This window comes from Chryseobacterium sp., from assembly GCF_045629545.1.
Classification (GTDB): Bacteria; Bacteroidota; Bacteroidia; order Flavobacteriales; family Weeksellaceae; genus Chryseobacterium.
This window is the reverse complement of record NZ_JAZQRK010000051.1, coordinates 1-14604: the sequence shown is the minus strand read 5'-3', so window position 1 is coordinate 14604 and position 14604 is coordinate 1. Positions and strand designations below refer to the sequence as shown.

Annotated in this window: 15 protein-coding genes; 7 read left to right on the top strand and 8 right to left on the bottom strand. The window is 32.8% G+C overall.

All coding sequences use genetic code 11. The features are described from left to right. The first annotated feature begins 105 nt into the window (after positions 1-105). On the top strand, positions 106-420 hold the full coding sequence (locus ACKI42_RS12285) for a DUF6705 family protein (protein WP_407405864.1): 315 nt from the start codon (positions 106-108) through the stop codon (positions 418-420). 664 nt (positions 421-1084) lie between these two features. Here the strand turns inward: ACKI42_RS12285 and ACKI42_RS12280 are convergent. The 3 genes from ACKI42_RS12280 to dnaK form a co-directional block, all read right to left on the bottom strand. After that, positions 1085-1501 (bottom strand): hypothetical protein, encoded by a 417-nt coding sequence (locus tag ACKI42_RS12280; RefSeq protein WP_407405862.1) that lies wholly within the window; start codon positions 1499-1501, stop codon positions 1085-1087. A gap of 50 nt (positions 1502-1551) precedes the next feature. Then, a complete protein-coding gene (locus tag ACKI42_RS12275) occupies positions 1552-2163 on the bottom strand; it encodes a hypothetical protein (RefSeq protein WP_407405860.1) in 612 nt (203 codons plus the stop codon). A 158-nt stretch (positions 2164-2321) separates the two neighbouring features. Then, positions 2322-4208: a molecular chaperone DnaK gene (gene dnaK, locus ACKI42_RS12270; protein WP_407405858.1), complete on the bottom strand. Its 1887-nt coding sequence runs from the start codon at positions 4206-4208 to the stop codon at positions 2322-2324. 228 nt (positions 4209-4436) lie between these two features. Here dnaK and ppk1 point away from each other — a divergent pair, with 228 nt between their 5' ends. The 6 genes from ppk1 to ACKI42_RS12240 all read left to right on the top strand — a co-directional run bounded on the left by ppk1 (position 4437) and on the right by ACKI42_RS12240 (position 10137). Beyond that, entirely contained in the window at positions 4437-6530 is a 2094-nt protein-coding gene (gene ppk1, locus ACKI42_RS12265) for a polyphosphate kinase 1 (RefSeq protein WP_407405856.1), read from the top strand. 93 nt (positions 6531-6623) lie between these two features. Then, on the top strand, positions 6624-7508 hold the full coding sequence (locus ACKI42_RS12260) for an exopolyphosphatase (RefSeq protein ID WP_407405868.1): 885 nt from the start codon (positions 6624-6626) through the stop codon (positions 7506-7508). Positions 7509-7635: 127 nt separating this feature from the next. Beyond that, positions 7636-8556 carry a WYL domain-containing protein gene (locus tag ACKI42_RS12255; protein ID WP_407405854.1) on the top strand — a complete coding sequence of 307 codons (921 nt, stop codon included), beginning with the start codon at positions 7636-7638 and terminating at the stop codon, positions 8554-8556. Further along, a complete protein-coding gene (locus ACKI42_RS12250) occupies positions 8537-8824 on the top strand; it encodes a hypothetical protein (RefSeq protein ID WP_407405852.1) in 288 nt (95 codons plus the stop codon). The genes ACKI42_RS12255 and ACKI42_RS12250 overlap by 20 nt, the downstream gene beginning before the upstream one ends. Before the next feature lie 13 nt (positions 8825-8837). Beyond that, positions 8838-9656, top strand: a complete 819-nt coding sequence (locus tag ACKI42_RS12245; protein ID WP_407405850.1) for a uracil-DNA glycosylase family protein — start codon at positions 8838-8840, stop codon at positions 9654-9656. Further along, positions 9604-10137 carry a YqiA/YcfP family alpha/beta fold hydrolase gene (locus ACKI42_RS12240; protein ID WP_407405848.1) on the top strand — a complete coding sequence of 178 codons (534 nt, stop codon included), beginning with the start codon at positions 9604-9606 and terminating at the stop codon, positions 10135-10137. The genes ACKI42_RS12245 and ACKI42_RS12240 overlap by 53 nt, the downstream gene beginning before the upstream one ends. 63 nt (positions 10138-10200) lie before the next feature. Here the strand turns inward: ACKI42_RS12240 and ACKI42_RS12235 are convergent, their stop codons facing one another. The 5 genes from ACKI42_RS12235 to ACKI42_RS12215 all read right to left on the bottom strand — a co-directional run bounded on the left by ACKI42_RS12235 (position 10201) and on the right by ACKI42_RS12215 (position 14368). Next, positions 10201-10539 carry a DUF2493 domain-containing protein gene (locus tag ACKI42_RS12235; protein ID WP_407405866.1) on the bottom strand — a complete coding sequence of 113 codons (339 nt, stop codon included), beginning with the start codon at positions 10537-10539 and terminating at the stop codon, positions 10201-10203. A 156-nt stretch (positions 10540-10695) separates the two neighbouring features. Next, positions 10696-12267 (bottom strand): flotillin family protein, encoded by a 1572-nt coding sequence (locus tag ACKI42_RS12230; RefSeq protein WP_407405846.1) that lies wholly within the window; start codon positions 12265-12267, stop codon positions 10696-10698. Positions 12268-12297: 30 nt separating this feature from the next. After that, positions 12298-12864 (bottom strand): NfeD family protein, encoded by a 567-nt coding sequence (locus ACKI42_RS12225; RefSeq protein ID WP_407405844.1) that lies wholly within the window; start codon positions 12862-12864, stop codon positions 12298-12300. Positions 12865-12974: 110 nt separating this feature from the next. Further along, positions 12975-13223, bottom strand: coding sequence for a NifU family protein (locus ACKI42_RS12220; protein WP_407405842.1), 249 nt, complete (start codon positions 13221-13223; stop codon positions 12975-12977). A gap of 41 nt (positions 13224-13264) precedes the next feature. Beyond that, positions 13265-14368 (bottom strand): Mrp/NBP35 family ATP-binding protein, encoded by a 1104-nt coding sequence (locus ACKI42_RS12215; protein WP_407405840.1) that lies wholly within the window; start codon positions 14366-14368, stop codon positions 13265-13267. Between the last annotated feature and the right edge of the window lie 236 nt (positions 14369-14604).

Here is a 14604-nt window from a genome sequence, read left to right as displayed (position 1 = left end):
AGTTGAATTTGAAATTGAGTACATAGACTCTAACCATATAAAACTTTTAAGCCTAAAAAATAAGCCAGGAACAAAAGTAACCATTCAAGGACAACCAGTTTTTGATTGGTCTATTTCTTTTCCACAGAATATTATTTTGACAAAACAGTAATAAAAACCTCCAATTGGGGGTTTTTAAACTATAATAATTATGAAAAATATTTTTGCGTTACTATATCTTTTATATATACCTACAGCTTCAGCCAGACCAGATGTCAGCAACAATTAATTATTCCGCTAAGAACTCATACAGATATTCCTCAAGATCAATGTTATTACATGAAAGATACAGATAATGAACTTAAGAACTATACAGGAACTTGGATGGGAACTAGGAATAATAAAACGTTCTATGTAACCTTCAAAAAAAATGACCAATAAATATGATGACCATTTTAAATACAATAAAGATTCTCTAATCGGAAAGTTCAAAACACTATCTACTAGTGGAAATATATTATTTGATAACACAACCATATCTGATGATAATGCAAAAATTAGGTGGTGGAGGAGTCGTAAAAGATGAAAACAATTATATACTGAGTTATTTTGATAAGGATTTATGTAATAATAGGGAATTTATAACAATTGCTTTTGCTAATAGTACAAAACTCAACTGACTTGGAAATACAGACCAAGACGTACTGTTATTTATCCTGATTGCTAATTATATAATTATAGTGCAAGTCAATATCCTGATCCGCTTCCTAAAAATATAATTTTGACAAAGCAATAGATACACTTCCCCTCGTTAGTGTGAACAGATTGCTCGTATCCGCTTTGAGTTTTGGCGATAATAACAGCTAAGAATTTTCATCCGACGAAATAAAAAATGAAATATAATCATTATAGCTTACTATAGTATCTTAAAAGGATTTTAATAAAGAGCTCTGTCCAAAGCTTCATGAAACTTCACCCGCATAAATTTTTAAAGCTATCAAAATGGTGAAAATAACCAGTAGAATTTTTACATTACTATATTACTCAAGAAAGAAAAAAAACTTTTGGTAGAAGTGCTTGTAACACGATAATTATTGTATGCAAACTATTCGTTATTCTTAAATTTTAAATACTCACTTCGGATGAAAAACAAGGGTGTACCTATTGACACAATAAGGAATAAAATAGTCTGAAATCCTGCTCCTTCTGCTTGTACTACTGAAATTATTGAGAAAATACCAATTACAAATGGTAATATAAAGAACGACAAAAAATTTGTGGTATTATGTGTCCTAATTTTTTCATTAAGATTAATGAAGATTGTGATGGTGGAAAGCGCTACAACGGATGCTAATCCTACAAATAATAGTTCTGTAAAAAAAGGCATAATGCAATTTCTCATAGATTGTGAGGGTTCCGCAAAATACGACTGAACTATTCCCACTATTGTTGCTAAAATGAGCGTGGTGAAAAAACTAAATGCCACAATTTTACCATATATCTTTAGAAGAGTTTTTATCATATTAGTTGTGTTTTGTTAGTATTAAAATTGCTTACTATTTCTTAAAATAGTTACCTATTCCAATCTGAGTTATTTGTAATATTAGGATTTCTGGTTAATGCTTCAGTCACAAAATTCCTCACCTTATATGGGTCCCCTGCCAATGTATACAGATAGCTATTTTTATTAGTATCAATAAATACGTTTGCGCTGTAACCTCTGTAATAGTTTTGTTTTATTTTAATCCTTTTAATCTCTGAAAATGGTATTGTGTTTTGATAAAATGTGGTAAAAAATGTTATTGTATCATCACTAATAATATAGGATGGCTGATATTTGTACAGAAAATCTTCTTTATTATTTAGCGCAATCATTTCTTGAATATCTGTTGCAGATAATCTTTTAAAAAACTTAAAATATCTATTGATCATTCTAAGAATAATTATGAGACATGGAATTACAATAACAGCCATTGCGAAGAGCAATATCCACGCGTAATAGCAACTATCATTCATTCTTCTGCTATAGGTTTCCTGATCTAGATTTTTAAACGAATGGGTCTCCGATACAGTGGCAATATAAAATAGTGTGGATGGTAAAAAAATGAATCCTAAAAAGACAATAGTGATTATAGTTTTCCTTAATCTGAGTGCTTTTTCAAAATCTATTAACCCTTTATCCATTATGGTGATTTATTTTATTTAAAAGTCTAATTTTAAACATCAATATACTAATTTTACCTAAACTTAAAGAATTATATTAATTATTTCTAAACTTTATACAAAAAAAATATCCCCTCGTTTTCACGAAGGGATATTTATTATTGTTTGACTCGCTGAGCCTATTTCACTTCTTCGAAGTCTGCATCTTGTACATCGTCTGCACCACCTTTAGATGGATTAGCTTGTTCTGCACCTTCTGCACCCTGACCTTGTGCATACATTTCTTCAGAAGCTGCCATCCAAGCTGCATCTAAAGCTTCAGTTTTAGCTTTTACTTCTTCACCATTTTTAGTTTCGAAAGCTGCTTTTAGTTCTGTATGAGCTGTTTCTATAGCTGCTTTTTTGTCAGCAGATAATTTCTCACCAAATTCTTTCAATTGCTTTTCTGTTTGGAAAATCAATCCGTCAGCTTTGTTGAAAATCTCAACTTCTTCTTTTCTTTTTGCATCAGAAGCAGAGTTTTCTTGCGCTTCTTTTTTCATTCTTTCGATTTCTTCTTCAGAAAGACCAGATGATGCTTGAATTTTAATAGATTGCTCTTTACCAGTACCTTTATCTTTAGCAGAAACACTTAGGATACCATTTGCATCAATATCGAAAGTAACTTCAATCTGAGGAACTCCTCTTTGTGCTGGTGGAATATCTGTAAGATCAAATTTACCAATCTCTTTGTTATCGTTGAACATTGGTCTTTCACCTTGTCCTACTCTAATGCTTACAGCAGGCTGGTTGTCTGACGCAGTAGAGAAAACTTCAGATTTTTTTGTAGGGATTGTAGTATTCGCATCAATCAATTTTGTGAATACAGACCCCATGGTTTCGATCCCTAAAGAAAGAGGCGTTACATCTAATAATAATACATCTGTAACATCTCCTGTAAGTACACCACCTTGTATAGCAGCACCAATAGCTACAACCTCATCTGGATTCACTCCTTTAGATGGTTTTTTACCGAAGAATTTTTCTACTTCTTCTTGGATGATCGGGATTCTTGTAGAACCACCTACCAATATCACCTCGTCGATATCTGAGATAGAAAGACCTGCATCAGATAAAGCTTTTTTACATGGCTCCATAGATCTTCTTACTAAGTCTGCAGATAATTGCTCAAATTTAGCTTTTGTTAAAGTCTTCACTAAGTGTTTTGGACCTGTAGCAGTAGCTGTAATATAAGGTAAATTGATTTCTGTTTGAGTAGAAGCAGATAATTCAATTTTTGCTTTTTCAGCAGCTTCTTTCAATCTTTGTAATGCGATAGCATCAGCTTTAAGATCTACTCCTTCTTCAGCTTGGAACTCTTCAGCCATCCATTTGATAATCACATCATCAAAATCGTCTCCTCCTAAGTGTGTGTCACCATTAGTTGACAATACTTCGAATACTCCGTCACCTAAATCTAGGATAGAAACGTCAAAAGTACCACCACCTAAATCGTAAACAGCAATTTTTTGATCTTTGTGAGCTTTGTCCATACCATAAGCTAATGCCGCAGCAGTAGGCTCGTTGATAATTCTTTCTACTTTAAGACCTGCAATTTCTCCAGCTTCTTTAGTAGCTTGTCTTTGCGCATCGTTAAAGTAAGCAGGGACAGTAATAACCGCTCTTGTAACTTCTTGTCCTAAGTAGTCTTCAGCAGTTTTCTTCATTTTTTGAAGAATCATTGCAGAAATCTCTTGAGGTGTATATTCTCTATCGTCGATTTTTACTTTAATTGTATCGTTTGGTCCAGATACCACATTATAAGGTACTCTAGAAACTTCTTTAGCATCATCTTTAAAATGAGTACCAATGAATCTTTTTATAGAATAAACAGTTTTTGTAGGGTTAGTTACTGCCTGTCTTTTTGCAGGATCTCCTACTTTTCTTTCACCATCTTCTGTAAATGCTACAATTGACGGAGTTGTTCTTTTCCCTTCTGCGTTAGGAATAACAACAGCGTCCTTTCCTTCCATTACAGCCACACAAGAGTTGGTTGTTCCTAAGTCAATTCCAATAATTTTACTCATGATATTTTTATATATTTTATTTATTTTTTATTAATAATTATATACTCACTTTCTCAATATTTGTACCATTAAAAAAATTATGACATATTGACATGTTTACGTTCCATACCATTCTTTAATACTGTCATTATAAATAGTAGTAATTATAAAATATTAATCAAAGTTTAACTTTATCTTGCTTCTGAGAAGATTTATAATTATTATTTTTGGTAAAATTTAAAAACACTTATGTCTTTACATTTCAATCCGCGAGATATCACTTGGCTATCCTTTAACGAAAGAGTCTTGCAAGAAGCTATGGACGAGAATGTACCCTTACATCTTAGAATCAGATTTTTGGGTATATTTTCTAATAATTTAGATGAGTTTTTCCGTGTACGAGTGGCTGGCCTAAAACGTGCAATGGATTTCAAGGAAAAAGTAATTGCCGAATCTTTCTACCAGCCACCTTCCAAAATTTTACAAAGAATCAACGAGATTGTTATTAAACAACAATTGAATTTTGATAAAACTTGGAAGAAAATCCAAGCTGAGATGGCAGAGCAACATGTCTTCATAAAAACAGCGAGAAATCTCACTGAAAAGCAAATGGAATATGTAAGACAATACTACGAAGATGTAGTGGAATCTAATGTAATCCCTATTTTGTTGCACGAAAACACACCAATGCCTTACTATAGAGACAAAAGCCTTTATTTGGGTGTGGCGATGCGAAAGAAAGAATGGCAATACCGAAGCAATTACGCTATTATAGAAATTCCGTCTCGTTTTGTAGGCAGATTTGTCTTGTTGCCCACAGAAAGTCCTGCTGAGAAAAACATAATGCTTCTAGAAGATGTTATTACCTTTAATCTCCCACATATATTTTCTTATTTTGGGTACGATAAATTTTCTGCACACGCTTTTAAAGTGACAAAAGATGCCGAAATGGATATAGATAATGATATACGTACCAATTTTGCAGAGAAAATAGAAAAAGGAATCAAAAATAGAAGAAAAGGGAAACCTACTCGATTTGTTTTTGATAAAGATATGGATAAAGCTTTGTTGGAACTTCTGATTCGAAAATTAAATTTAAGTAAAAAAGACAGCATCATTCCGGGAGGGAAAATACACAATTTCAAGCACTTTATGGATTTTCCAGATGTAATAGCATCTTACGAAAAACCAATAGAGAGAACTTCCTTTACCCATCCTGCTTTTGAAAATGGAGAAAGAGTTACTAGTGTGGTTATGAAAAACGATGTGCTTCTATCATTCCCATATCACACCTATACCCCTGTGATAGACCTTCTGCGCGAAGCTGCGATGGATCCTGATGTAAAATCTATTTCCATAACAGCGTACCGTTTAGCAAGTAACTCCAAAATTATTAATGCACTGATCTACGCTGCTAGAAATGGTAAAGAGGTAACAGTAATGCTAGAATTACAAGCAAGATTTGATGAAGAATCTAATTTGATGTGGAAAGATATGCTAGAACCAGAAGGAATTACAGTATTGGTAGGACTTCCAGACAAAAAGGTTCACGCCAAATTGTGTATCATCAAAAAGAGATTTAATAATAAAACCCTACAATATGGTTTCATTAGTACAGGGAACTTCAATGAAAAGACAGCTAAGATATACGGAGATCACCTTATAATGACTTCTGATAGAGGCATTATGGCAGATATAAATAAAGTATTCAGCGTACTCAAAAAACATAAAGAAGATTATCTTCCTGTCCTAAAAAGTTGCAAGAATCTTATGGTTTGTCCGCAGTTTATGCGAGAAAAAATAGTTCAGTATATCGATAAAGAAATTGAGGAAGCAAAATCTGGCAAGAAAGCAGAAATCATCATCAAAGCCAATTCTGTAAGCGATAGAGATCTTATCCTCAAACTCTATGATGCGGCAAAAGCAGGTGTGGTGGTAAGGATGATTGTAAGAGGAATCTACTGTGCTATTAACCAAAAAGATTTTAAGCAAAAAATAAAAGCTATAAGTATTGTAGACGAGTATCTAGAACACGCCAGAGTGATGTATTTCTACAACAAAGGTAATGAAGATATGTATATTTCTTCTGCCGATTGGATGACCAGAAATCTAGACTATAGAATAGAGGCAGCTGTAAAAGTGACGGATAAAAATATTAAAAAGGAACTTAAAGATATACTAGATATTCAGCTAAAAGATAATACGAAAGCGAGAATTTTAGATAAAAAGCTAAAAAACGAATATATCTATAATGACCAAAGCGAGTGCCGATCGCAAATAGAAACCTACAGATACCTAAAAAATAAAGCTACAGATAAAAAAAGCAATCCAAAAAAGGGATAAAATAAAAGCAAGAACATTTTTTTTGTAATTTTGAAACCGCAAAAAGAAAACCATTCTTTTACCCTTCAACCTAAAAAATACCATCCTCTATACATGATTATTGCAGCGATAGACATAGGAAGCAATGCAGCCCGACTTTTGATAAACGAAGTGAAAATTATAGACCAAAAACCAGAATTTACAAAACTAAATCTTCTTAGAATTCCTCTGCGACTTGGGATAGATGTATTTACGCTTGGAAAAATAGAAGCTGAACGCGAAAAAATGGTTCTGGATGCCATGAAAATTTTCAGCGATCTGATGAAAATTTATAAAGTAGAACATTATCGTGCTTGTGCCACAAGTGCCATGCGTGATGCACAGAATGGTAAAAATATAATAGAACAAGTAAAGAAATCTTCTGGTATTGCTATAGAAATTATTTCTGGTGACGAGGAAGCTACCCTGATCTATGAAAACCACGTTGCAGAAGGCTTGGATAAAGATTTTGCATACCTATATATAGATGTAGGTGGAGGTTCTACAGAGCTTACTTTCTATGAAAACAATGAAATGATTTACGAAAAATCTTTTAATATAGGAACTATTCGACTTCTGAATAATTTGGTTACCGAAGACAATTGGATGGAAATGCGCAACGAAATAATGGCCAATATTGTAAGCAAAAAGAAAATTGTTGCGATAGGATCTGGCGGAAACATCAACAAGGTTTTTTCTATGAGTAAAACCAAAGAAGGGCAAGCAATGTCTTCTACTTACCTGAGAAAGGTTTTCAAGGAATACAGTTTGTATTCTGTGGAAGAAAGAATGAGCAAATACAACCTTAGAGAGGACCGCGCAGATGTGTTGGTACACGCTTTGAAAATCTACAACAACGTGATGGCTTGGTCTGAAATAAAAACTATTTTTGTTCCAAAAATTTCTGTTGCTGATGGATTGATTCGAAATATTTATAAAAATTTGCAAAAAGAAAATTAGCCTTTACTACAACATAAAGGGACCACCAAATTTTAATTGAATTTGGTGGTTTTTTATTAAATAATTCCCACTCGGTCATGATTTGACTTCCTAAGACAGTACATTTACATCCAACAAAGACACAACCATGGCAAAAGATAACCAAATGCTTCGCCTTTTTATTATTGCTCAATTTTTCGATGGTAGAAAATCGGGAGCAACTTATAAAGAAATCGAAAAGCACTTAGTAGAGAATGATAACATCAATTATAGCGATTATGCATTTAGCGTGAAAACTTTTCAGCGAGATCGAAAACTCCTTTCCGAACTGCTGAATATTGAAATAAAATATGATGTGAAATCTAAGACTTTTAGAATGCTTGAATGCGGATTTGAAGAAATTTCAGAATCACTTTTTGAAAATTTATTGCTTATTAATGCATATAAAAATTCGGAGAAAAATAAAGACTTTATATTATTTGAAAAGAGAAAAACTTTTGGTGTAGAATATTTCAATTCCATTGCTAATGCATGTAAAAAACACAAAGTAATAAGCTTTAATTACAAAAAACATTGGCATCAAATTTCAAGTAGGAAAATTATTGAACCTTATGGGTTAAAAGAATTTCGCAATCGCTGGTATCTTATCGGAAACGATTGTAATGAAAAAGATTTTAAGCTTAAAATCTATGGTTTGGATAGAATCTCAGCTTTCGAGAATCATCCAAAAAGATTTGTCAAAAAAGAGATTTGTTTAGAAGATTTGTTTAAAAATTCATTTGGAATTGTGACAACAGAAAACCAAAAACCCGAAAATATAATCATATCCTTTAAAGGTGAACAGTCTGCTTTTGTGAAGTCTTTACCCTTACATCATTCTCAAAAAATAGAGATAGATTCCGATGAAAAGCTTATCGTTTCCTTGAAATTGGTTCCCACTTACGATTTTTATCAAGAACTACTTACCCACGCAGAAAGATTAACCATTATAGAACCTCAATCTGTAAAAAATGAATATCTGAGGTTTTTAAACATAGCAAAGGAGCTTAATGAAAACGCAAAAAGGTAAATTCAATAATCTTACTGTGGATAAAGGAACCGAAATTCTTCTTCGCCAACAAACGATTTTCAACGGATACGATGTAATGATGGAAAGTTGGATTTGGGATGAAATTCAAGGTCAAAGTGTGATTTTTCACAGAATAGATATTGAACACCTTACAGACGATGAACTTATAAATATGATAAAAAAACATTATAATACAGAAGCTATCACTATTAGCCGTTCAAATGCTGAGTATGTATTTTTAAATTTTAATTTTATAGCTACGAAATAATATGGAAAAAACAATGAACAAAGAAATTTTTAAACTGATAGAAGAAAATATTATTAAGCTTTCTACTACAGAAATTGGGAATTTATATGATTATTTCAATTACAAAAATAGAGAGCAGGATATTACTTATATCCAGAGCAAAGAGAAAATACATCCTAATCAAGAAATTCCAGAAAATACATATTTATTGGGAATTGATTTACCATTTTGGTTTGGAAAATTTGATTCGGATACAAAAATAATGATTATTGGGATAGACCCTCTACGTAATGAGTATTCATTTGAAAAAGAAGAAGCAGATAAAGTAAATAATGTAATAATAGGGACACCATTTGCTCTGCACTCAAAAAAAATAAGAGAGGGACGAACAAAACAATACTGGAATTTTATTGAAAAACTTAGTCAGAAAAACTTTGTATATCTTACAGATATCTACAAAACTTTTTTTTATACAGATTCATCAAAAAAGAATCGAAGTTATAATTTTTATAAAAAACATAAATTAAATAAATATGCAGACATTTTAATCAATGAAATTGAAATTATTAAACCAGACATTATAATAACTTTAGGAGACATTGCATCAAACAAACTAAAGGCTATAAAAATTCAGGATGATATTGAAGTTCTAAAAATGGTACACTTATCAGGAGCTACTAGAATGAAACACAAAAATAAATTTGTATTTGATAAACTAGGTCGAGAAAAAAAAGAAAGCGAATGTTTTGGATTATTATACGCTGAAATTATCAATAATATTATTAAAGAAATATCAAACAATGAAAACCACCCTACTCTATATCCACGGTCTAGGCTCGGACCGAAATTCTAGAAAATTTATAAATCTTAAAGAATATTTTAAAGATCAATTTGATTATGATTTTGTAGAATGGAACAATGAAAGTAACATTGCTGAACTTTTGAATGAGGCAGAAAATAAATTAGAAAATCTGGAAAATCCTATTATTGTTGGAGATTCTACTGGAGCTAATTTTGCATATCAATTGCGAGAAAGCAGAAAATTGAAAGGAAAGAAATCGATTCTAATTCTTAGCAGTCCGTTATTAAATATTGACGACAGAATTGCAGATTTTGAATTCCCAAAAACGATTATACCTCAATTAATAAAGATTAAAAATCCATCTGATGCTCTTATAATTGCAACCAAAAGCGATGCAGTTTTAGATCAAAATTGGCTATTTGAGCAAACTTTCAATTCCATTGAGCTCATTGAAGTGGAAGATAATCACCGTTTGGAAAAATTCCACAAATCTTTACCTGAAATTGAAAAATACTGTTTAAAAAAGCAATAATTTTAACCTAAATAATAATAATAATAATAATAATATCCGAATACTACTAATTCGGCTATTACTTTAATAATTAATAATGAAAAGTTTTTTCTGCAATTCTTTAGCTTTATTAATGCTATCCGATGTTCCAGGAGATTTGCCATCCCAAAATTCAAATACGATATCCGATTTTTCTATCATTTCTGTATTTCTATATTCATGAGCTAGATTTCTGCATTTATCAAAATTAGGCTTTACAATAATGTGCTCTACATTCAATTCTTTGGCGTATTTTTCTACTAAAGCGCCAGTTTGTGTGTCATCGGCAGAAATAATGGATTCTAGAAAACCTTTGTTTTCAATAAATTTATTCAACTTATTTTTTATAAGTTCATAGTCGTTGAAATCTCTTCCACCTACAATGGCAATATGTACTTACATAATTCTATTTTTGACAATGGTAGAATCTAGGGTGGTCATTTTGTGACCTTTCAAAAAAAAATTTAAATAGATTTTAAAATAAAAATTCCCCAAAAGCCTTGCCTTCGGGGAAAAATTTGTAAAATAACAATCAACTCATTACGTTGGAGTGTTTTGAGTATTATCTGTTGTCATATCATCAAAATTCTTTTTTTCTTTGTTTTCAATGATTTTCACAATCTCTTTTTGTACCTCCTCTGGTTTACCTTTCAGATAATCTGGTAAATTAAGTCCAGCCATATTAAATAGATCATTCAAAGGGGGAACAGATTTCATCATTCCAGACACAAAATTGGCTGTAGAGGTACTTCCATCTTGGTTGTTTCCACCATCCCAAACTGTAATCTTGTCTATCTTGATGTTTTTCACTGCTTCTACTTGAGTTCTCACCAATTCTGGAAGTTTCTCTATCAATAGCAACTGGAATGCACTGTTGGTATCTCCTCCTGCAGCCTGTACAATCTTATCGTAACCTTCAGCTTGCTTAGTAAGAATCTCATAAAGACCTTTTGCTTCTGCCTCCATTTTTGCAAATATGGCATCCGCTTCTCCTTTTGCTTGTAATCTAGTTTTTTCTGCTTCTGCTTGTGCATCAATAATGGCTTTTTGTTTGGCTATTTCTGCTGGAACTACGATGTTTGCTTGCTGAGTAGATCTTTCTCTATCTGCTCTAGCCACCTCCGCTTTTTGCTCTGCAACGTAAGATTCTTCTAGAGATCGAGCAGATTGTACTTTCTCTGCCGCCGTTGCTATTCTCAATGCTTCTGCTTCTTTTTCTCTTCTTTCTGCATCGGAGTTGGCAATAGTAATTTTAGCCTCATTCTCTCCTTTTACAGCAATAGAGTTCGCTAATGAAGTTGCAATACGCGCTTCTTTTGCAGCTTCTGCTCTACCAATAGCTTCATCTTTTTCTGCTGATGCAATACTTACTTCACGATCTTTCTGGGTAATCGCAATTTTCACATCACGATCTCTTTGCGTTTCTGCAATTTGTGTATCTTTTTCTCTATCGGCAATTGCCTTTCCTGTTTCTCCAATTTTAGTTTGTTCTGCAACGCTAATGATCGCCTCATTGATGGCTTTTGCAGCAGCTTCTTTACCAAGAGCCTCAATATATCCAGATTCATCACGGATATCCGTTACGTTAACGTTGATTAGTTTTAATCCAATTTTCTTTAGTTCGTTATCTACGTTGATAGAGATATTTTCCAAGAATTTATCACGATCCGAGTTAATTTCCTCAATAGTCATCGTTGCAATTACCAAACGCAACTGTCCGAACAAGATATCTTTAGAAAGTTCTTGTATTTGCTCTGGTGCCAAACCTAATAACCTTTCTGCTGCATTGCCCATAGAGTCGGGCTCTGTAGATATAGCAATGGTAAATCTACAAGGTACGTCTACTCTAATATTTTGACGCGACAAAGCATTGGTAAGATTGGCTTCAATGGAAATAGGTTTTAAATCTAAATAAGCTGAATCCTGAATTACAGGCCATACAAATGCTCCTCCACCATGTATACATTTAGCTGAAGTGCCTCCCGTTTTACCATAGATGACTAATATTTTATCACTAGGGCATCTTTTGTAGCGAGAGATTAATGCTAAAAAGGTGACGAATAATACAAAAACAATGACTAAAATTAAAATAAGACTTCCGGGTATTGGCATAAATAATAATTATGTGGGGTTAAAAAAAAATTATATTTTCGTTACAACAAGTGTTTTGTGTGTTATATAGAGTACTCTCACTTCTTGTCCAGATGCTATACTAGAATCAGATTCCGTCATTGCTTGTAACTCGTGTTGAGTACCATTAGAAGATATGATTACCTTACCTTTACCATTCATACTAGCAGGAATGGTAAGGTATACTTCGCCATCTCTTCCTATAAGATCTTTGATATTAAAGGTATTGTCTTCTGTAAGTTTTAGTATTTGTGCAATGAGAAAAAAGAAAAAAAGGACAAAACCAATGCCTACTAAAAGTGAAATAATAATTAGCAAGGTAGTGCTAGGTATAGAGTCATAAAAAGCTACACCTGTCCAGCCGAAGCCTAGAAGAAAATTAATAAGATTTCGCAAAGAAAATAATTGAAAAGGAGAATCTATCTCGATATCTCCATCGGTAGGATCACTCAAAGAATCTGAAGTATCACCTCCTACAAATGTCATGATAGTTTGTAGCAAAAAAAGGAAACTTGTAGCGATTGCGACATACCAAAAGCCCTTATGCATAGGCTCTATATTTTCTAAAAATTCAAACATTTGTGTGGTTTTTTCAAATATAATCAAAAAAACACACAAATGCAAATGCATAATACAAAAATAGGCAAACTCTAAAAGAGTCTGCCTATTGTAAGAAAAAAGAAATTGTATTATTCTATATTGATTACCTTTTCAATTTCAGGAGCGTGCTGCTTGATTGTTGTTTCAACGCCCAATTTTAGGGTTGAAAAATTCAAAGAACAACCAGAACAGTTACCTAAAAGTTTTACAAAAACAACATTATCCTTTACATCAATAAGCTCAATGTCGCCACCGTCTTTATTTAGAAATGGACGGATGCTTTCTAGCGCCTCCATGACTTTGGTTACAGTTTCTTCGTGTCTTATATTTGTCTCCATACTGAGTGTAGTTATCAAACTTTAAAATTTGAGAATATTAATTATTTTTTTGGTGAACATCCGGCCATTGTGCTAATCTTTACCGCTTCTGTAGGAGGAAGAAATTTGTTTCTTTCTACTAAGCTTTCTACCATCTTACGAGCAGTTTCTGTATAGATATCTGCAATAATGGAGTTTTCTTGCAATGCTGCAGGTCTACCTACATCACCAGCTTCTCTTATACTTTGCACAATAGGAATCTCGCCTAAAACAGGAATACCTAAATCTTGAGCCAAGAATTGTGCACCTTGATTTCCAAAAATATAATATTTGTTTTCTGGAAGTTCTTCTGGTGTGAAGTACGCCATATTTTCTACTAAACCTAATACTGGGATATTTATACTTTCCATCTGGAACATCGCAATCCCCTTTCTTACATCTGCTAATGCTACATGCTGAGGTGTACTCACAATCACCGCACCCGTTACAGGTACTTCTTGGATGATAGATAAGTGAATATCACCAGTTCCTGGAGGTAGATCGATTAATAAGAAATCTAATTCTCCCCAATGCGCATCTCTAATCATTTGGTTTAATGCTTTAGAAGCCATTGGACCTCTCCAAACGACCGCCTGGTTTGCTCCTGAGAAATATCCAATAGAGAGCATTTTCACACCATAATTTTCAATTGGTTTCATTAGGTTTTTACCATCTACTTCAATTGAAATTGGCTTTGCTCCTTCCGTATCAAACATAGTGGGTACAGATGGCCCATAGATATCTGCATCTAAAATACCCACTTTGAAACCCATCTTTGCCAAAGTAACTGCTAAGTTGGCAGCAACTGTAGATTTCCCTACTCCACCTTTACCAGATGCAATAGCGATAATATTTTGAATTCCTGGAATTTGTTTACCTTTTATTTGGCTCTGCTGAACTTCGCTTGGCTCAGGAGAAACGATTTTTAATTTAAGATTGATATCATCTCCAAATTCACTTGCAAAAGCTTGTTTCATTGCTGCTTCAAGCTTCTTTTTTTCGTGCATTGCGGGAGAATGGGCTGTCATATCAATGTAAACATCATTACCCATTACTTGAAAATTACTCACCAAGTCGTCTACTTCTATTTCTTTAAGGAAATCTTGAACCTTTTTTTTAGTCAACATATAAATATAAATTGTTCACAAATTTACGCAATTTTTCGCTATTTAGAATAAGTAAACACACTGATAGATAAATTCTTTTATCCTACAATTATTTGTAACCTGAGTTCGATTAATAAAACATTGCTAACTGATTATTTTTCAATGTTTCATATTTTAGTGATGGTTTTTTTGGCAGAAAATTATAAGCAATAATTCCAGCTACAAGATTGCTCATAAAGTTTACTACTGAACGATGC